Genomic DNA, 17,120 nt, shown 5'->3' on the forward strand with positions numbered 1-17,120 from the left:
CGTGACACGCCCTGCCACGCACGCGCAGCGCATCGAAAACGGGTGATTGAAGAAGACCGCGTCAGCGGCGACAGCGAGGCGGCCTGCCCGGCAGGCCTGGATCGCGCGCCGCGGACGGCGCAGCCGGGCAAGCACGAATGGGCATCGGATGGGACATCGCGACGAGTTCTCTCAAGTGAATCGATGTGATCGGCGCACGCAGCGCGCCTCATCCAATGTGCGCGCTGCGTGTCGGGCAGCGGCGCCTCGCATGTGCTTCTCGCACACGCTTCATGCGTGCTTCATGCGTGCTGCGCCGCCTGCATGGGAAAACAGTCTATGGACCGCGCTCTTTCTTTTGAACGATTTTTTTGAGCTTAGGTTTTCCACTTTCGTGCTTTACCTGACGCTGCAGCATACGCCGCGCACGCGCACCGTCCGCCAGCGCACCTGATCCGCGCCGCGCAACCCATATAATGGCGCTCGTTCCGATCAACCTGCGCGGGCGTTGCGCAAAGTCAATGACGCCCGGCGACCGTCGCTGTCAAGCATGCAAAAAATCATCCTGCCGTTCGTGTCCGGCTTTCTGGCGTCGCTGTTCTTTCACGAGTCGACACTCGCGCTCCTGCACGCCGCCGGCCTCATCGACCCGACAGGGTTCTCGACCACGCCGTTCGTGCCCATCGGGCTGCCGGAATTCATCGCCAACGCGATCTGGAGTTCGGTATGGGGCGTGCTGATGGCGTGGCTGTTGCGCGTATCGCCCGAGCGGCCCGCGCCGTGGGTTCAGGCGTTCGTGTTCGGCGGCATCGTGCTGACGGCGGCGGGCGTGTTCGTCGTCGATCCCCTTCGCGGCATCTGGCCGACGGGCAACATGCTGCCGCGCCTTGCGCTCGGCTTCGCGTCGAATGCGATGTGGGGCTGGGGCGCGCTCGTATTCATGCGCGCCTTCATGGCGAGCGAGGACTAAGGCCGCCCGCCCGTTCGTTCGTCTTTTGCTTCAGCCCTGCAGGTCGCGCAGCGGATGCTCGTTCGCGGGCCAAGGGCTGTCGAACATCTTCTCGACGTCCGTGCGCGTCACGTCCTCGATGCGCGCAAAGCGCCACTGCGGCTTGTTGTCTTTATCGATGATGCGCGCGCGGATGCCTTCCGGCGCGTCGCCGCGTTCGAACGACGAGCGCGTCAGATCCAGATCGCGGCGCAGGCATTCCGCCATCGTGCCTTCGGCGCGCGTCACCACCTCCAGTGCAACGGCCATCGACAGCGGCGAGCGCTCGCGCAGCACGGCGCCCGTCTGGTCGGCCCAGTCGGCGTAGTTGCAATCGCCTTCGCGATCGAGCGACTGGATGATCTGCACGATGTCCGGCAGCGCGAAGTGCCGGTCGATCGACGTGCGCGCGTCGGCGAGCGGCGATGTGTCGGGCGTCGGCACGATCTTGTGCGATTGCGCTTCACGCAGCACGGCCGCGACGACGTCGGCGCCCTGCTCGAATGACTCCGTCTTCAGGCGGTCGATCAGTGAGGGAATCGCCTGATCGGGCAGCCAGGCGTCGGCGAGACCCGCGTAGAGCGCGTCGGCCGGGCCGATCGTCTCGCCCGTCACAGCAAGATAGCGGCCGATCGCGCCCGGTGTGCGCGCGAGAAACCAGCCCGCGCCGACATCGGGAAACAGGCCGATGCGCGATTCCGGCATCGCCATGCGCGTCGTCGAGGTCACGACACGCAAGCCGCCCGTGCGATGCGCGCCCTGCGAAATGCCCATACCGCCGCCCATCACGATGCCGTTCATGAACGCGATATACGGCTTCGTGTAGGTGAAGATGGCGTGGTCGAGCCGGTATTCGTCGATGAAGAACGTGTCCACGGCATCGCCGTCGCCACGGCGGAATGATTCATACAGGTAACGGATGTCGCCGCCCGCGCAGAACGCGCGCTCGCTCGTGCTGCGCACGACGACGGCCAGCACGTCGGGATCTTCGCGCCATTCGTCGAGTGCCGCATGCATCGCGCGCATCATGTCCAGCGACAGCGCGTTGAGCGCCTTCGGCCGGTTCAGTTCGATGAAGCCAATGCGATTGGCGACATAGGCGATCAGCTCGTCGGAGCCGCGGGGCGATTCGGGTATCGACATGGTGTGGGCGTGAAGCGGTTGAATGGGCGTGCGACGCAAACGGTAGCACGCGTATCGGACTTCTTCAGTGAAACCGGCAGGCGTGGATGCGCCGGCCTGGCCTTATGCGGCTTTCGGTTTCGATGATGCGGCACGCCGCGGCTTTGACGGCTTGTCGACGTGCTGCGTCTGAGCGGGCGTCGCGCCCTCGCCTGACGCTTCGTCCTTATTCGCTGCTGTTGTCGCGTCGCCCGCGCCGAACCACGCGACGAGCGCTGCGTCCACCACGGCATCGAGCGGCGCGCGCGGAAACACGGGGCACGTCAGATGCAACGCGACGATGCCGTGCATCGTCGCCCAGAACGCCTCGGCGCACACCTGGCTATCGGGCGCGTCCGGCAGACGGCCGCCTGCCTTGAGCGCATCGATCGAGTCGACCATCAAACGGAACGCCTTATCGTCTGCGTGGTCTGCATGGTCCTCGTCACCTCCGCCATCAGCGCCCGCCCCGCCAACGAGCGCGGCGCCCGTATAGGACGGGTCTTCCATGAAGATCAGCCGGTACGTTTCCGGATGCGCGACACCGAACGCGACATACGCGCGGCCGATCGCCTTGAGCCGTTCAGCGGCATCGGCGATGGCCGTCAACGGCTCGAAACTGGCCAGCAGTTGCGCGTAGCCCTCCGCGCACAGCGCGCGCGCAATCGCATCGCGGCTTTCGAAGTGCAGATACAGCGTGGCCGGCGAGTATTCGATTGCATCGGCGATCTTGCGCATCGACAGCGCGCCAAAGCCCTCGCGCATGACGATGCGCCGCGCGGCGTCGAGGATGCGCGTGCGCAGTTCCTGTTTCTGACGAGTCTTTCTTTCAGCGATTCCCATGACGCCGATTTTCCGGTTGACAAACTGAAAAGTCAATTTAAACTGAACATCGTTCAGTGAACAGTGTTCAGTAAATTTCTTGCGCTCAGTCTCAACGATAGAACGGGGCGCCGTCGACGGGAGATGTCATGGAAAACGCAGTACAGATCGGGCTGTTCGGCGCGGCGGGCGCCGCCGGACGCAGCATCGCCCACGCGCTCAGCGCGGCGGGCCGGCGCTATCGGGTGATCGGACGCGGGAGGCAGGCGCTACAGGCGTCGTTCGGTCACGATCCTCTGGCGGAAGTCGTTACGTGGAATCCGGACGATCCCGCCACGATCGCCGCCGCGGCAGCCGGCTTGCAGACGGCGGTGTATCTCGTCGGTGTGCCGTATCACCAGTTCGAACAGCATCCCGTGCTTATGCAAAAGACGCTCGACGGACTGCGCGCGGCCGGCGTGCAGCGCCTGATCCTGATCGGCACCGTTTATCCGTATGGACGCGCGCGCAGCACGCCCGTCACCGAGTCGCATCTGCGCGAGCCGCATACGTTCAAAGGCAAGATGCGGCTCGCACAGGAGAATCTCGTGATCGACGCGCATGGCCACGACGGGCTCGAAACGCTCGTGCTGCGCCTACCCGACTTCTATGGTCCGGGCGTCGAGCGCAGCTTCCTGCATGGCGTATTCGAAGGCGCGGCGAAAGGCACACGGGCGCAGATGATCGGCCCGATCGACGTGCCGCATGAATTCGTGTTCATGCCCGACGTGGGGCCAGTCGTCGAACGCCTTTCGCGCACGCCCGAAGCATTTGGCCGCGTGCTGCATCTGGCAGGCGCGGGCACCATCACGCAGCGCGAAATCGCTGAACGCGCCTACGCGCTCGCGCAACGCGAACCGAAGCTAATGGTGGCGAACAAGACGATGCTGCGCATCATGGGTCTCTTCAACCCGCTGCTGCGCGAAATGGTCGAAATGCATTACCTGCTGACGGACCCCGTCGTGCTCGACGACTCGGCGCTGACCAGGCTGATTGGTCCTGTCAGGAAGACATCGTATGAAGCGGGCATTGCGCAGTCGCTGGCGGCTGCGCAGCGTGCGGTGCAACAGGCCGCTGGCGCGCAGGCGGCGTGACGGACGCCGCCTCGCAAACGCTTCGTAATGTGCGCTGTTCAGGCACTCGCGAGATTGCCCGGCGGAAAGTGGCCGCTCTTGAGCAGAACCGGCGTGCCATTGCTGATCAGCAGATGTTCGCGCGCGACGGCTTCGATACGCTCGCGGCCCGCGTCGAATGCGCGGCGCCAGGCGTCGGTGTCGTTCGCGTCGGCGCCGAAATGATCTTCGAGCGCTTCGACGGAAATCGCGCACGGCACCCGCTCACCGTCGACCAGCGCCGGAAACACCAGCGTCAGATTGAAGTCGCGGTAAGCGGGCGCGTCCGCGGGAAAACGAATCTCCATGGTGACCTCATCGGGAAAATCCGGCGTTCCAGGCGAGTGGCCGCATAGGTGCGCGAGAACCGGCATGCGGACCACTGGCCCAATTAGCGGGCTTAATGGTACTCGTAGCGGCATGCGACGGTCCAGCGTCGGGTACGTCGCGTTTTGCCGGGCTTGCTTCAGCGGCGCGGCGCGTCCGTCCGGTCTGATGCGTGTGCTCGACCGGCGCGCGTAGGGCCCCGAATCACTCACCGTCCAGCAGCCGGTCGACATACGCGCGGCCCGCCTTCTCGACAAAGACCAGCGCTTCGTCTTCCGACGCGAAGCGATGCTCGTCGCCGATTTCGATCAGCGTTTCGATCAGGTGCGGATCATCGGGCCCGCGCTCCGACAGACTGACCGCTCCGACATACAGCCCTTCCCGCTCGCCCGCGCGCCGCGCCTGCTCATGCGGCGGCACGAGCCGCGCCGATGCGCTGATGTAATAGCCCCGATAAGGGCCGCTCACCCGCTCTGCCATGTTCGCCTCTCGTTCGATGTTGCTGCAATGGAATCGACAGCACGCGGCACGCCACGTGCGATACACGGTAAGTCCTCGCGCCGCGCGATAAGTTCTGCGCGGCCCTCCCAACAAGCGCACACGGGCGCGCCGCCTGCAATTTCCGGACGAGAACCGACGATATGGGAAAATATTTGCTTCGAGAGCGCGAGATCGCCGAACCGGACGCGGCCAACGCGTGGTTCGCATACGCGGAAAGTCACGGCATCGACATTCCGAAAGCGATCAGTATCTGGGAGGACGCGGCGACGGAAGAAGGCGCCGACAGCCGGCGCCTCGTCGGGCAGGCGGGCATCCGAATCGATCTGTCCGAAACGGGACACTTGAGCCTCCGACCGCAAGCCTGAGGCCCCCGACGTCTCGTCAAGCCACCATGGCCCGCGTCATGTCCGCAATGCGGCACGCCAGCGGTAGCTCGTCACCCATATCGGGAGGACGACGCTGGCGGCTCCCGTTCGCAGTGCTCGCGTCACAGCTTATTTCTGGAAGGAAACACAATGAAGTCGATCGAACGGCGCGCGCGCCACCCTCTTGTCTCCCACGCGATTCGTGCTGCCGCGCTGCCGCTTGCCGCACTCGCGATTGCGAGCCTTGGCGCATGCGCGTCGTCGAACGAAACGAAGCTGATCAACCTGCCCAACGGCGAAACCGGCTTCGCGGTCAGCTGCAGCGGCGCGGACGCGAGTTCGAGCTGGGCATCGTGCTACGTGCTGGCGGGCAAGGCGTGCGGCGCGACGGGTTACGACATCGTTTCGAAGGACAGCGACGATGGCGGCCTGGCAGGCGGCAGCGTCACGAACGTGGTGTCGGCGAGCGTGAAGAACCGTTCGATGGTGATTCGCTGCAAGTGATTCACTAGCTGTCAGCGCCGCGCGGCGTCAATGCGCCTGCATCTTCGAAAACAGGTTGAGCACGACGACGCCCGCGACGATCAGGCTCAAACCCGCGACAGCCGCAAGATCCGGCACCTGTCGATACATCACGATCGCGACCAGCGTGATCAGCACGATCCCGACGCCGGACCAGATCGCATACACGATGCCGACGGGCAGGCTCTTCAGCGTGAGCGACAGGCAGTAAAACGAAATGCCGTAGCCGAGCAGCACGACGAGCGCGGGCACGAGCCGCGTGAAGCCTTCCGACGCGCGCAGCGCCGAGGTCGCGATCACTTCGGCGACGATGGCGATGCCGAGCAATGCATAGGGCGGCACGCGCATGCGTCAGGCCTTCGCAAGCGCGAGCTTGCTGTAGTCGTGGCCGAGTTGCGCGCACAGCGCCTCGACGACGAGTTCGTGATCCGCGCGTTGCGGCAGCCCCGATACCGTCACCGATCCGATTACGCCCGCGCCCTTCACGGTCAGCGGAAACGCACCGCCATGCGATGCATAGTCGGCCACGGGAAGACTGTGTTTGTCGGCCAGCGTCGCGTTCGACTGTTGCAGCTTCAGCCCGACGGCATACGAGCTGCAGCGGAAATACGCGACCGTGTTGCCCTTGCGGCGCGCCCAGTTGACGTTGTCCGGCGTCGCGCCTTCCAGCAACGAGAAGAACATGGGCTGGCCGAACGTGCGGATATCGATGGCGAGCGCAAGGCCGCGCGCTTTCGCGACCTCGCGCAGATACGCGCCGAGTTGCCACGCGGTGTCGGCATCGAAATGAGGGAAGACAAGCGAGTGTTCCTGCGCAGCGATCGACTGCAAATCGTGAGCGATGTCCATGGCGTGTCGAGAGAGCATTGATGAATGCGGTGCCGCACGCGATAGAAGTCTCGTTCGGCACCGAAGAACGAGGATTCTAGCGCACGTGTCGTGCGCTACATGGCCATGCTCTCACAGTAACGACGGGCATTCGATGCGCCTTCGACGCACTTGTCGCGGCAAGCCAGATCACCGTCGCTTTCCACACTTTCATGTCGATTCTTAAAAACTGATTGCATTGAGCATGCGGTTGCCCTATAATCTTTTCTTCGACGGACGCGGGGTGGAGCAGTCTGGCAGCTCGTCGGGCTCATAACCCGAAGGTCGTAGGTTCAAATCCTACCCCCGCAACCAGTACTCACTGGTTACATGTTCCAAGCGTCATCAAGCCGTCGCACCATCAAACCCGCCCATGGCGGGTTTTTTGTTTTGCGGGTCGGCCTTCGCTTCAACACGAAATCATCACGCGCACGCAGCACTTACGTCGTCCGCCTCCGTCATCGTCACGCCGCTCCCCGGTGATACACTCCCATCACCGTTTCCCATCCGCTTCCTATGAAATTCTGTTCCGTCTGCGGCCACGCAGTGAGCCTGAGCATCCCGCCCGGCGACAACCGTGAACGCTTCGTCTGCGCGAGCTGCGGCACCGTGCACTATCAGAATCCGCGCAACGTGGTCGGCACCGTTCCCGTCTGGGATGACAAGGTGCTGCTGTGCCGGCGCGCGATCGAACCGCGCTACGGCTACTGGACTCTGCCCGCAGGCTTCATGGAAATGGGAGAGACCACCTCGGAAGCCGCCTCGCGCGAAACGCTGGAAGAAGCCGGCGCGCGCGTCGAAGTGCAAAACCTGTACACGCTGCTGAACGTGCCGCACGTGCATCAGGTGCATCTGTTCTACCTCGCGCGGCTGCTCGATCTCGATGTCGAAGCAGGCGAAGAGAGCCTCGAAGTGCGCCTCTTCGAAGAGCACGAAATTCCATGGAACGACATCGCGTTCCCGACCGTCGCGCAAACCTTGCGCTTCTTCTTCACCGACCGCGCGTCGGGCAACTACGGTCTGCACACGGGCGACATCTTCCGCTCGCTGCGCGACGGTTGACCACAACGACAGCTGTCGCATGGTTCCCTGGCTAGGCCCCGACGATCCGTTTCCGCCCGTCGAACGCGCGCTGTCCACAGCGAGCGGCGCGCCGGGCCTGCTCGCGGCAAGCGCAGACCTGTTGCCGTCGAGGCTGATCGACGCGTACCGGCGCGGCATTTTTCCGTGGTACTCCGACGGTCAGCCCGTGCTCTGGTGGACACCCGACCCGCGCATGGTCCTGCGGCCGCGCGAGTTCAAGATCTCGCCTTCGCTGAAAAAGACGCTCAAGCGCGTGCTGCGTGACGACGCGTGGGAAATCCGCGTAGACGCCGATTTCCCCGCCGTGATGCGCGCCTGCGCGCTCGCGCCGCGTCACGGCCAGCGCGGCACCTGGATCACGTCGGACGTGATCGAGGCTTACACGGCATTGCACCGCCGCGGCGAAGCGCACAGCATCGAAGCGTGGCACGAGGGAAAGCGCGTCGGCGGATTGTATGGCGTGTCGTTCGGCAAAATGTTCTTCGGCGAATCGATGTTTGCGGACGTCACCGATGCATCGAAAATTGCGCTCTCCGCGCTCGTCTTCCACTTGCGACGTCACGAAATAGAAATGATAGACTGCCAGCAGAACACGTCGCATCTGGCGTCGCTGGGCGGCCGCGAGATCACGCGCAAGGCGTTCGTCGCGCATGTGCGCGCGAACGTCGACGCAGCGCCGATCCCCTGGTCGTTCGACAAGACCGTCGTGCGCGATCTTTTTGCGCCGGCGGTGTGATGCGCAGCGTCGTCGAGGGCCAACGCCACGTGAACGATGACAATCGCCATGGACGCGTCCGCCGGGCATGCTGCACACTACCGTTGAGCAGCGAGCCGGATTGGCAAATCCAGAAACGCTTCGAGAGCTGCTAACGTGACTCACCCGAATGAGCTGCCGCTTTCACCGCTTTCGGCGCTGCAATTCTATGCAACAGCGCCTTACCCTTGCAGTTATCTGGAAGGGCGCGTCGCGCGCTCGCAGGTTGCGACGCCCAGCCATCTGATCAACTCCGACGTCTATACCGAACTCGTACGCGCGGGCTTTCGCCGCTCGGGCGTGTTCACGTACCGGCCGTACTGCGACGGCTGCCGCGCATGCGTGCCCGTGCGCGTGCCCGTCGAACGCTTCACGCCGAACCGCACGCAGCGGCGGGTGTGGAAACGTCACGGCAACCTGATCGCGACCGTCGCGCCGCTGCATTACGACGAAGAGCACTACGCGCTCTACATGCGCTATCAGTCGGCCCGCCACGCGGGCGGCGGCATGGACCGCGACAGCCGCGACCAGTACGAACAGTTCCTGTTGCAAAGCCGGATCAATTCGCGCCTCGTCGAATTCCGCGAGCCCGCCAATCCCGGTTACGCAGGCCATCCCGACATGCCCGGCACGCTGCGCATGGTCAGCATGATCGATATCCTCGGCGACGGACTGTCGTCGGTGTATACGTTCTTCGATCCCGACCTGCCGCACACGAGCTTCGGCACCTACAACATCCTCTGGCAGATCGAGCAGGCGCGCAGCCTCAAGCTGCCGCACGTGTATCTCGGCTACTGGATCCGCGAAAGCCCGAAGATGGCCTACAAGGCCAATTTCACGCCGCTCGAAGGGCTTTTCGACGGCGCATGGAAGGTGCTCGACACTGACGCGCTGGATCTCTCCCCCGTCGATGCCGCGAAAGCGGGCATGCGCGGCATGCGTGGCGAGCGAGGCTGATTGCTCGGACGGAGTAGCGGATTCGCAGCCGCCCTTTAGTCCCGATTCGCTTCAAAACCGAAACGTCGATAGCCGCCGCGCCGAACCGTTAAAATAGCGGGTTCTCATTTTCAGCCGCCAGGCGCCCCGCCGTGTTCAGTTCCCTCTATCCGCTCGTACGCGCCCAACTCTTCCGCATGGACGCGGAAGACGCCCACCATCTCACCCTGCGCATGCTTGGCGCGGCCGGACGCACCGGACTCGCGGGCGCGCTCGCGCCGCACGTGCCCGATTCGCCGCGCACCGTGATGGGGCTGACGTTCAGGAACCCGGTCGGCCTCGCGGCAGGTCTCGACAAGGATGGCGCGTGCATCGACGGTCTCGCGGCGCTCGGTTTCGGCTTCATCGAGGTCGGCACCGTGACGCCGCGCGCGCAGCCGGGCAATCCGCGCCCGCGCATGTTCCGCTTGCCGCAGGCGAATGCCGTGATCAACCGGATGGGCTTCAACAACGCGGGCGTCGACCAGTTCGTGAAGAACGTGCAGGCCGCGCGCTATCGCGGCACGCTCGGGCTGAACATCGGCAAGAACGCCGACACGCCGATCGAGCGCGCCGCCGACGACTACCTGTATTGCCTCGAGCGCGTCTATCCGTTCGCGAGCTACGTGACCGTCAACATCTCGTCGCCGAACACGAAGAACCTGCGCCAGTTGCAAGGCGCGGACGAACTCGACGCGCTGCTCGCCGCGCTGAAGGACAAGCAGCAGCGTCTCGCCGATCTGCACGGCAAGCTCGTGCCGCTCGCGCTGAAGATCGCGCCTGATCTCGACGACGAGCAGATCAAGTCGATCGCCGATACGTTGCTGCGTCACCGGTTCGAAGGCGTGATCGCGACCAACACGACACTCTCGCGCACTGCCGTGCAAGGCCTGCCGCACGCCGACGAAGCGGGCGGCCTGTCGGGGCGTCCTGTGTTCGATGCATCGAACGAGGTGATCCGCAAGCTGCGCGTGCAAGTCGGCAGCGAGGTGCCGATCATCGGCGTGGGCGGGATTTTCTCGGGCGCGGACGCGCAGGCCAAGCTCGATGCGGGCGCATCGCTCGTGCAGCTTTATACGGGCTTCATCTATCGCGGCCCTGCCCTCGTCGCCGAGTGCGCGCAAGCGCTTGCCAATCGCCGGGGCTGAGCGAAGCCGCGGCGCGACCGAACACCGCTAGAGATGCAACGTCAACGCGCCGCCACCGCATCGAGCCGCGTGCCGAACCGGTCGAAGCGCGGCTTGTAGAAGTGATCCGGGTCGAGCGAAAACGCGACACGGCGCGTGCGGCCCATCAGCTCTTCACGCGGAAAGAAACCGAAATAGCGCGAATCCGCGCTGTCATCGCGATTGTCGCCGAGCATCAGATATTCGCCCGCGGGCACCGTCACCGGGTCGAACGAGCGGCGCGGGCTCGGCGCGACTTCCGAGAGCCGCACGACATGCGCAACGCCCGCGAAGCGCTCTGTCAGATAATCGCCGGGTGAAGCAGCGTCGCCGGGCAACGGTGCGAGCGGAAGCGGTTGATAGCTCGCGCGCACGCCGTTCACGTACAGCACGTTGTCGCGCATCGCGACGATATCGCCAGGCAGGCCGATCAGGCGTTTCACGATCAGCTCGTGCGCGGCGGATGAATCGATCGTCACGATGTCGCCGCGCTGCGGGTCATGCAGATGTGCGATTGCGATGTGCGTGAGCGGCACGCGCAGATCGTAAGCCATCTTGTCGACGAGGATGCGGTCGCCCTCGCGGATGGTCGGCAGCATCGAGCCACTCGGCACGACGTTCCAGTCGGCGATCGCGCTGCGAAACAGCACCATCAGAACGATAAACGCGACGAGACTCTTGTACTCGCGCCACAGTCTGGCCAGCATGCGCATCATCGCGCTCCTCGAAACAGCTTGTCTACGGAAGGGAAACGAAACTGGCGGCCTTTGTTTTCAGGCGCGAACACAGGGCCGAACACCCACCTGCACCCGTCCACACCCGCACCGGCGGCGACGATCCTATCATTGCGCGCGCCCGTCGCGCAGCGTCACTCGCATGGAAACCTGAGCCCCAGTGCCGCGCGCGCCGCATCGGCCATCGCGATCATCTGGCGCGACTTCGCGTGCGTCATGATGGGACTTTCGAGCTCGCCGCTGCGAATCAGATCGCAGAAGTGCGCGGTCTCGTAGTTGAGGCCGCCGCCTTCGAACGGCGCATCGAGTTCAACGATGCGTCCGTCCACGTAGCGCACCGTCGCACGCGCCGGGTTCCACCAGTTCTCGTGAATCGTGATGTGGCCCAGCGTGCCCGCGATAAACGCATCGCCCTTGCCGAACAGGTCCAGTCCGCAAAAGATCTGCGCAATGCCGTTTTCGTGGCGGCTGTTGAGGCTCGCGAAGGTATCGACGCCCGTCCGCCCGAGCCGTCCCAGCGTCTGCACGTCGAGCGGCGCGCCGAGCCAGTCGACAGCAAGAAACATCTCGTAGATACCGATATCGAGCAGCGCGCCGCCCGCCTGTTCGAGCGACAGCGACGGATGATCGTCGGGCACGCCCGGCACCGAGCAGCCGGCTCGCACGAGGCCGATCGCACCGATAGGATCGTTCGCGAGATGGGCGCGCAGCTTCCTGTAGAGCGGATAGAACGGCGGCTTCATCGCTTCCATGAAGAGCCGTTGCGACGCGCGCGCGCTGTCGATCACGCGATCGAGTTGCGCCGCGTTGACCGTCGCGGGCTTTTCGCACAGCACATGAATACCGGCTTCGAGCGCGGCCGTCGCGTAGTGCGCGTGGCTGTCCTGCATCGTCGCGATATAGAGCGCGTCGATGCCGCTTTGAAGGAGTGCGTCGAAGCTGTCGAGCGCCTGTCCCCCATGTTGCTGCGCAAACGTTTCAGCGGGAGCGCGGCGGCGGGACCAGACTGCTGTCAGCCGCGTGTCGGGGACATGCGCGAGGCTTTGCGCGAAACGATGGGCGATGCGGCCTGTGCCAACGATGCCCCAGCGTAATGTCGCGAGATGCCCGGAATGGTGGTGGGTTGCTGCGTTATTCATCGGTCGCAAAAAGGGGTGTCCATCCAGTGAGTGACAGCCGACATTGTCGCCGATGTCGCGTATCACTTCGTCGGACTCGCCTTCGCACGGCCTGGGGTGCTACCGGTGTTGCCGGGTGAAACCTGTTGAAACCTGTTGAAACTGAGCTGCCCTGCCTCGTCCTGTTGCTATGCCGCAGCGTCCGGCATGGCACCGCTCAGGCGGCTCATCGAGAAATCGATCAACGCAATCGACGCCGTTTCCGCTTCCTTCGCATCGTGCCGCTCGATCGCCTCGACCACGCGCGAGTGCAACCGCACCGTTTCTTCCCATGCGCTGTGCGGCAGATCGACGAGCGGCTTCAACGCGGATAGCGCACCTCGAATAATCGCCGCCATCTGCTGGAAGAACTGGTTGCCGCTCGCAATCACGATGCGCGTATGCAGTACTTCATCCGCAGTCTGATGCCCGGGTTCGCCAGGCGGGCTGTTGCGGAAAGCCTCGAACGCATCGCGGATCGCGGCGATGTCCGAGGCGTTACCGCGCGTGGCCGCCTGTGCAGCGGCGCGCGGTTCGATCAGCACGCGGAACTCGATCACGTCGCGCAAGAACATCGGATCGGGCTTCGCACGAAAGCGCCAGTTCACGACGTCCTCGTCGATCATGCGCCAGTCGTGCATCGGCCTGATACGCGTGCCGATCTTGGGCCGCACGTCGAGCATGTGACGGGCGAGCAGCATCGACAGTGCCTCGCGCATCACCGTGCGGCTGACGTCGAATTCCTTCGACAATACGTCTTGCGGCGGTAACACCGCACCGTACTTCTCTTCGACGATCCCGGTCACAAGACCATCCATGACCTTGCTAACCAAGGAACGTTCTTTATTGGTTTGTTCCATCATCCTTCTCCCCGATGCGGCGTTTCTCGCCTGCGATGAATGTTGATCACGTGCCCTCGTGTCATTTTTTATTTTGTGAACAATACGTTGCGTTGCTTTATCTGGATGCGCCAGTCGGGAAATTACTCGACAGGGTATTCCCTCCGATCAATTGTTTCTTTCGTATAACGCGTCGTGAAGCGAATCTGGAAGCACATCGCCACAAGTTTGCGCAATGGGGAAAAATTGCATCGAAAGTACTGCACGCATAGGTCCGATAATCCCTTGCGGTTACATTCGTTACGTTTGTTACCGATCGAATCAATTAGCAGTCCGCATTCTTATACGTGCATATGACCCGTATGATTTATACGGTCCGCTCATCAATCGCGCGGCTCCGATTCGCCTGGATCGTCGTATCCCTCCGTCAACAACGGTCCGCCGCCACGCAAGCGTAGCGTCCGCCGAAAAACATCAGGCGACGCCTGCTCGAGCGAAAAGACCAATACTCCACTCCTATGAACAACCTGTGGTCGCCGCACGGATGACGGTCGACGATACGGGCTGCAAAGCGTGCCACTGCCCTCTCTAGCAGCCTCACGCCCGGCAGCCCATCCGCGGCGGAAAAACTGGGTGCCAGCCATGTTTACGGTTCGCCCGCGAAATGACGGCAATGCGGTTCCTGCTCGTTCGACAAAACACTTACGCTGAAGTGTGTGTCGTCCATCAATTCGAAAGCGTTGTTCATTGAAGGCGCACGGCATGGGTTTCACATCGATTTCACTGACGGGTGTCCGCGCATTCATTCGCCATCCCTTACGTGTATGTCTTTCTTGCGTCCGCTGCATGCCTCGACTCGAACATGCCAGCACGATGCAGCCATTCAATCAGACTTTTATGCTGCCGTTCTGTGCGTGCACACACAGAGCCGCTCACGATGCCGCGCCACACACATTGCCCGCACGCCAGCAGCACGCTCGCGATGATCCGCATGCGGCTGCCGCCGTCAGGCATCGCAATCGAATAGATGAGACAGAGCAGCGCCGACATCACGAGCATCAGCGGCGGCGCGGCAGCCGACCCTGCGGAAGACGCGCTTCCGCAGTCATTGAAGCTCGAACGTGTTGATGGGTGTCGCGTCTTCACGCTCGCGCCACTGCGCCGCGAACAGACTTTGGCTGCCCGTGCGCGGCTGCCATCTGAGCCCGATGTACGGCGTGCCGTGATCAAGAAACGGACCATCCGTCTTCCTGAAGCCGAACTGCTCGTAGAAGCCGCGCAACCCGACCTGCGCCGTCACACGCACTGCGCGTCCCGGCCAACGCTTGCAGATGTCATGCAGCGCGCGCTCGATCAGCGCAAGCGCTGTGCCATCGCTGCGCCGGGCCGGACTCGTCAGGATCTTGTCGATCACCACGTCGGGGTCTTCGCTGTCGCCCGGCTGGATACGCGCGTACGCGAGAATCGGCATCTGCCGGGTCATGTCCTCGGCGGCGAACAGATGCAGCGCGCCTTCATCGTGACCGTCCGCGTCGAGATGGATGTGCCATTGTTCGACGACGAACACAGCGCTGCGCGCCCGCATGATCAGGTACAGCTCGCGCGCGCTGAGTTGGTCGAACTCCAGCGTCTTCCAGTTCATCACGTTTCCCCTATGGCTTATGGTCAGGTGAGCACAGTGCGGCGAGCGTGATCCCTTTGTTACGACGACACATTACTTCCAGGACCTCCGTATTTCCGTGCGGAATCGCACCGACGCTCCAGCATCCGGATACGTCAAATACGATCACTGAAGCGAGCCGTCACGCCGGTGCCGCGCGCCATTCACATGGACCGGAGGGCGCGCTCTGCGCTCGACACGACGCTGTTCCGTCTGCTGCACGGTCGACGTCAAACGATTTCGCTAACTCCGCTCACCGGGCGTGTTACAGGCTTGACGCCAAATGGCGAAGCGCATGGAATCAACAGCACCGCGCCCGCCTTCTATGGCCGATACGCCGCGCTTGCGCCGAAACAGCCGGATTGCCCTTGTTGCAAGGGCGGCTTCGCGCAAACACCCGGCCCTGTGACGTTGGCGTGCGTCGAACACACTCACTGCGCAAGCAACGAAATCGCGTCGCCAAAGCACGCGTCCGTGCGGCAGCGTACTCAAGCCATGCAACATATCTGAATCAATTCTGGCGAGTCGTCGAAACGTCTATGTGACACACTTTTGGCGTGTACCGCGCCGTTGACGGGCCACTCCCGCGCATCGAGTTTCTTATTCAAACTTCAATCTGATCAACGACTTGCAGATCGTATTTAATGAAGAATCGGTCGTACAGCGCAAAAAAAGCCGTTTTGCATATTTGAAACAAAACTGCGCGTTTTGCCATTTCTCAAACCAGGCGTCGCGAGGCAAGCCCGCATGGGTGCTTGCTATCGGGGTTATTGGCATGGTTGTCGCTAAAGGTAGCGCACGGCAACAGCGCCCCCCCACGAATCGGAATCGTGAAGGCGCGGGAAAGCCGGACGGGGCCGACCCTGCGTATCGCCGCTTGCCAGGCGGAACAACAAACGACGCAGAGACGGACAAAAACAGCCATGCGCACAATGCGCGGGCTTCATGCGAGGACCGATCATGTTGACCCTTCAATCCGATCTGCACGGCAACCATTTGCTGGGCTCCCTGCCGCCCCATGAGTGGCAGGCGCTCGTCCCTCATCTTGAGCTCGTTCATCTGCGCACGGAGCAATTGCTGTGCGACTCCGGGCAGCGCATTCATCACGTGTATTTCCCGACGAGTGCGATCATCTCGCTGCTCTCCACGATGGAAGACGGCGGCTCGGTCGAGATTGCCGCGGTAGGCCGCGAAGGCATGACGGGCGTGCCCATCCTCACGGGCGGTGAAACCATGCCGAACCGCGTGCAGGTGCAATGCTCAGGCTTCGCTTACCGCATCAGCGCACAGGCGCTGCGCCAGCAGCTGCAACGCTCGGATCTGCTGCGCCGGCTGATGCTCCTCTACATGCACGCACTGCTCACGCAGGTCGCGCAGACGGCTGCATGCAACCGCCATCACTCGCTCAGCAAGCAGCTGTGCCGCTGGCTGCTGATCGAAGTGGACCGCGTCGCCTCGAACGATCTGACCGTCACGCAACAGCTGATCGCCGATATGCTCGGCGTGCGCCGCGAAGGCATCACGGAAGCGGCCGGCAAGCTGCATGATGAAGGCCTGATTCATCACAGCCGCGGCCATATCAAGGTGCTCGACCGCAAGGGCCTCGAAGCCCGCGCCTGCGAATGCTATGGCCTCGTGAAGCGCGAGTTCGACCGTCTGCTGCCGCGGTGCCTGCATCAAGTCGAAGCGGTGAACTGAAGAGGTTGGTGGGTTCCGTATCAAAAGCGTCGCACGCGGCTTGGATGCGCTATTCGTCATCGCAGGCGCGCTGAACGCGCACTGAATGCGCTGTTCGGCGCCGACCGGTCTCACCGATACCGAACGGCTGCTGATCGCATGTCAATGCGCGCTCGCGTCGCCGTCGACGAAGCAAGCGCCGATCCGCGCAGCGTGCTATTCGTCGATCAAAGCGGCGAACCCGGCGGCGCGGAGTTCTGCTGCTGCTCGTGCGGGCGTGCGCATCGCGCGGCGAAGTGCTGCTGCACTCCGATGGCGCATTCCGCGAACGTCTCGAAGCGCTCGGCGTGCGCGTGAAGCTCGCGCGCAATGCACGCGTGTGGGACGTTTCG

The 17,120-nt window shown here is 63.3% G+C and carries 20 protein-coding genes and 1 tRNA gene; 11 read left to right on the top strand and 10 right to left on the bottom strand.

The features are described 5' to 3' along the window. Positions 1 to 529: 529 nt before the first annotated feature. Positions 530 to 949, top strand: coding sequence for a hypothetical protein (locus C2L64_RS09760; RefSeq protein WP_079500145.1), 420 nt, complete (start codon positions 530 to 532; stop codon positions 947 to 949). 30 nt (positions 950 to 979) lie between these two features. Here C2L64_RS09760 and C2L64_RS09765 read toward each other — a convergent pair whose 3' ends face one another. Both C2L64_RS09765 and C2L64_RS09770 read right to left on the bottom strand, forming a co-directional pair. Beyond that, positions 980 to 2,110, bottom strand: a complete 1,131-nt coding sequence (locus C2L64_RS09765; protein ID WP_090838819.1) for an enoyl-CoA hydratase/isomerase family protein — start codon at positions 2,108 to 2,110, stop codon at positions 980 to 982. Between the two features lie 102 nt (positions 2,111 to 2,212). Beyond that, on the bottom strand, positions 2,213 to 2,971 hold the full coding sequence (locus tag C2L64_RS09770) for a TetR/AcrR family transcriptional regulator (protein WP_090838817.1): 759 nt from the start codon (positions 2,969 to 2,971) through the stop codon (positions 2,213 to 2,215). 128 nt (positions 2,972 to 3,099) lie between these two features. On the opposite strand from C2L64_RS09770, the gene C2L64_RS09775 reads away from it, so the two are divergent. Next, positions 3,100 to 4,083 carry an NAD-dependent epimerase/dehydratase family protein gene (locus tag C2L64_RS09775; protein WP_090838815.1) on the top strand — a complete coding sequence of 328 codons (984 nt, stop codon included), beginning with the start codon at positions 3,100 to 3,102 and terminating at the stop codon, positions 4,081 to 4,083. Positions 4,084 to 4,121: 38 nt separating this feature from the next. Here C2L64_RS09775 and C2L64_RS09780 read toward each other — a convergent pair whose 3' ends face one another. Together C2L64_RS09780 and C2L64_RS09785 are read right to left on the bottom strand one after the other, a co-directional pair. Continuing rightward, positions 4,122 to 4,409 (bottom strand): DUF1488 family protein, encoded by a 288-nt coding sequence (locus C2L64_RS09780; protein ID WP_090838832.1) that lies wholly within the window; start codon positions 4,407 to 4,409, stop codon positions 4,122 to 4,124. 223 nt (positions 4,410 to 4,632) lie between these two features. Continuing rightward, positions 4,633 to 4,908 carry a hypothetical protein gene (locus tag C2L64_RS09785; protein ID WP_079499483.1) on the bottom strand — a complete coding sequence of 92 codons (276 nt, stop codon included), beginning with the start codon at positions 4,906 to 4,908 and terminating at the stop codon, positions 4,633 to 4,635. 161 nt (positions 4,909 to 5,069) lie between these two features. On the opposite strand from C2L64_RS09785, the gene C2L64_RS09790 reads away from it, so the two are divergent. Beyond that, a complete protein-coding gene (locus C2L64_RS09790) occupies positions 5,070 to 5,294 on the top strand; it encodes a hypothetical protein (protein ID WP_090838813.1) in 225 nt (74 codons plus the stop codon). 150 nt (positions 5,295 to 5,444) lie between these two features. Next, the gene (locus tag C2L64_RS09795) at positions 5,445 to 5,798 is read left to right on the top strand and encodes a hypothetical protein (RefSeq protein WP_007737316.1); all 354 of its coding nucleotides are present in this window, start codon (positions 5,445 to 5,447) and stop codon (positions 5,796 to 5,798) included. A gap of 27 nt (positions 5,799 to 5,825) precedes the next feature. Here C2L64_RS09795 and C2L64_RS09800 read toward each other — a convergent pair whose 3' ends face one another. Next, positions 5,826 to 6,164 (bottom strand): DMT family transporter, encoded by a 339-nt coding sequence (locus tag C2L64_RS09800; RefSeq protein ID WP_007588046.1) that lies wholly within the window; start codon positions 6,162 to 6,164, stop codon positions 5,826 to 5,828. Positions 6,165 to 6,167: 3 nt separating this feature from the next. Next, the gene (locus C2L64_RS09805) at positions 6,168 to 6,665 is read right to left on the bottom strand and encodes a heme-degrading domain-containing protein (protein ID WP_007588048.1); all 498 of its coding nucleotides are present in this window, start codon (positions 6,663 to 6,665) and stop codon (positions 6,168 to 6,170) included. A gap of 256 nt (positions 6,666 to 6,921) precedes the next feature. Here C2L64_RS09805 and C2L64_RS09810 point away from each other — a divergent pair. From C2L64_RS09810 to C2L64_RS09830, 5 genes are all read left to right on the top strand, one after another. Then, positions 6,922 to 6,998: transfer RNA gene (locus C2L64_RS09810), tRNA-Met, on the top strand. Positions 6,999 to 7,199: 201 nt separating this feature from the next. Beyond that, complete coding sequence (locus tag C2L64_RS09815) at positions 7,200 to 7,745, top strand: NUDIX hydrolase (RefSeq protein ID WP_007737311.1); 546 nt, start codon at positions 7,200 to 7,202, stop codon at positions 7,743 to 7,745. 19 nt (positions 7,746 to 7,764) lie between these two features. Then, positions 7,765 to 8,502 carry a leucyl/phenylalanyl-tRNA--protein transferase gene (aat, locus tag C2L64_RS09820; protein ID WP_090838811.1) on the top strand — a complete coding sequence of 246 codons (738 nt, stop codon included), beginning with the start codon at positions 7,765 to 7,767 and terminating at the stop codon, positions 8,500 to 8,502. Between the two features lie 135 nt (positions 8,503 to 8,637). After that, complete coding sequence (locus C2L64_RS09825) at positions 8,638 to 9,477, top strand: arginyltransferase (RefSeq protein WP_090838810.1); 840 nt, start codon at positions 8,638 to 8,640, stop codon at positions 9,475 to 9,477. Positions 9,478 to 9,608: 131 nt separating this feature from the next. Continuing rightward, the gene (locus C2L64_RS09830; protein WP_086916363.1) at positions 9,609 to 10,643 is read left to right on the top strand and encodes a quinone-dependent dihydroorotate dehydrogenase; all 1,035 of its coding nucleotides are present in this window, start codon (positions 9,609 to 9,611) and stop codon (positions 10,641 to 10,643) included. Between the two features lie 41 nt (positions 10,644 to 10,684). Here C2L64_RS09830 and lepB read toward each other — a convergent pair whose 3' ends face one another. From lepB to C2L64_RS09860, 4 genes are all read right to left on the bottom strand, one after another. Next, the gene (gene lepB, locus C2L64_RS09835; RefSeq protein WP_007737308.1) at positions 10,685 to 11,374 is read right to left on the bottom strand and encodes a signal peptidase I; all 690 of its coding nucleotides are present in this window, start codon (positions 11,372 to 11,374) and stop codon (positions 10,685 to 10,687) included. A 155-nt stretch (positions 11,375 to 11,529) separates the two neighbouring features. Next, positions 11,530 to 12,534, bottom strand: a complete 1,005-nt coding sequence (locus C2L64_RS09840; RefSeq protein WP_090838804.1) for a Gfo/Idh/MocA family protein — start codon at positions 12,532 to 12,534, stop codon at positions 11,530 to 11,532. A 167-nt stretch (positions 12,535 to 12,701) separates the two neighbouring features. Further along, positions 12,702 to 13,412 carry a FadR/GntR family transcriptional regulator gene (locus tag C2L64_RS09845; RefSeq protein ID WP_090838802.1) on the bottom strand — a complete coding sequence of 237 codons (711 nt, stop codon included), beginning with the start codon at positions 13,410 to 13,412 and terminating at the stop codon, positions 12,702 to 12,704. Between the two features lie 1,084 nt (positions 13,413 to 14,496). Continuing rightward, the gene (locus C2L64_RS09860; protein WP_090838799.1) at positions 14,497 to 15,033 is read right to left on the bottom strand and encodes a GNAT family N-acetyltransferase; all 537 of its coding nucleotides are present in this window, start codon (positions 15,031 to 15,033) and stop codon (positions 14,497 to 14,499) included. A 978-nt stretch (positions 15,034 to 16,011) separates the two neighbouring features. Between C2L64_RS09860 and C2L64_RS09870 the strand changes: the two genes are divergently transcribed. Both C2L64_RS09870 and C2L64_RS09875 read left to right on the top strand, forming a co-directional pair. Next, on the top strand, positions 16,012 to 16,749 hold the full coding sequence (locus tag C2L64_RS09870; protein ID WP_090838796.1) for a Crp/Fnr family transcriptional regulator: 738 nt from the start codon (positions 16,012 to 16,014) through the stop codon (positions 16,747 to 16,749). Between the two features lie 138 nt (positions 16,750 to 16,887). Further along, positions 16,888 to 17,085, top strand: coding sequence for a hypothetical protein (locus C2L64_RS09875; RefSeq protein ID WP_143055825.1), 198 nt, complete (start codon positions 16,888 to 16,890; stop codon positions 17,083 to 17,085). The last annotated feature ends 35 nt before the right edge of the window (positions 17,086 to 17,120 follow it).

The sequence above is a fragment of the Paraburkholderia hospita genome, from assembly GCF_002902965.1.
GTDB classification, from domain to species: domain Bacteria; phylum Pseudomonadota; class Gammaproteobacteria; order Burkholderiales; family Burkholderiaceae; genus Paraburkholderia; species Paraburkholderia hospita.

What these genes read in the sequence shown, in the direction of transcription:
- C2L64_RS09760 (WP_079500145.1), top strand. Translation starts at nt 530, where the DNA reads ATGCAAAAAATCATCCTGCCGTTCGTGTCCGGCTTTCTGGCGTCGCTG.
- C2L64_RS09765 (WP_090838819.1), bottom strand. Translation starts at nt 2,110, where the DNA reads ATGTCGATACCCGAATCGCCCCGCGGCTCCGACGAGCTGATCGCCTAT.
- C2L64_RS09770 (WP_090838817.1), bottom strand. Translation starts at nt 2,971, where the DNA reads ATGGGAATCGCTGAAAGAAAGACTCGTCAGAAACAGGAACTGCGCACG.
- C2L64_RS09775 (WP_090838815.1), top strand. Translation starts at nt 3,100, where the DNA reads ATGGAAAACGCAGTACAGATCGGGCTGTTCGGCGCGGCGGGCGCCGCC.
- C2L64_RS09780 (WP_090838832.1), bottom strand. Translation starts at nt 4,409, where the DNA reads ATGGAGATTCGTTTTCCCGCGGACGCGCCCGCTTACCGCGACTTCAAT.
- C2L64_RS09785 (WP_079499483.1), bottom strand. Translation starts at nt 4,908, where the DNA reads ATGGCAGAGCGGGTGAGCGGCCCTTATCGGGGCTATTACATCAGCGCA.
- C2L64_RS09790 (WP_090838813.1), top strand. Translation starts at nt 5,070, where the DNA reads ATGGGAAAATATTTGCTTCGAGAGCGCGAGATCGCCGAACCGGACGCG.
- C2L64_RS09795 (WP_007737316.1), top strand. Translation starts at nt 5,445, where the DNA reads ATGAAGTCGATCGAACGGCGCGCGCGCCACCCTCTTGTCTCCCACGCG.
- C2L64_RS09800 (WP_007588046.1), bottom strand. Translation starts at nt 6,164, where the DNA reads ATGCGCGTGCCGCCCTATGCATTGCTCGGCATCGCCATCGTCGCCGAA.
- C2L64_RS09805 (WP_007588048.1), bottom strand. Translation starts at nt 6,665, where the DNA reads ATGGACATCGCTCACGATTTGCAGTCGATCGCTGCGCAGGAACACTCG.
- C2L64_RS09815 (WP_007737311.1), top strand. Translation starts at nt 7,200, where the DNA reads ATGAAATTCTGTTCCGTCTGCGGCCACGCAGTGAGCCTGAGCATCCCG.
- aat (WP_090838811.1), top strand. Translation starts at nt 7,765, where the DNA reads ATGGTTCCCTGGCTAGGCCCCGACGATCCGTTTCCGCCCGTCGAACGC.
- lepB (WP_007737308.1), bottom strand. Translation starts at nt 11,374, where the DNA reads ATGCGCATGCTGGCCAGACTGTGGCGCGAGTACAAGAGTCTCGTCGCG.
- C2L64_RS09840 (WP_090838804.1), bottom strand. Translation starts at nt 12,534, where the DNA reads ATGAATAACGCAGCAACCCACCACCATTCCGGGCATCTCGCGACATTA.
- C2L64_RS09845 (WP_090838802.1), bottom strand. Translation starts at nt 13,412, where the DNA reads ATGGAACAAACCAATAAAGAACGTTCCTTGGTTAGCAAGGTCATGGAT.
- C2L64_RS09860 (WP_090838799.1), bottom strand. Translation starts at nt 15,033, where the DNA reads ATGAACTGGAAGACGCTGGAGTTCGACCAACTCAGCGCGCGCGAGCTG.
- C2L64_RS09870 (WP_090838796.1), top strand. Translation starts at nt 16,012, where the DNA reads ATGTTGACCCTTCAATCCGATCTGCACGGCAACCATTTGCTGGGCTCC.
- C2L64_RS09875 (WP_143055825.1), top strand. Translation starts at nt 16,888, where the DNA reads ATGTCAATGCGCGCTCGCGTCGCCGTCGACGAAGCAAGCGCCGATCCG.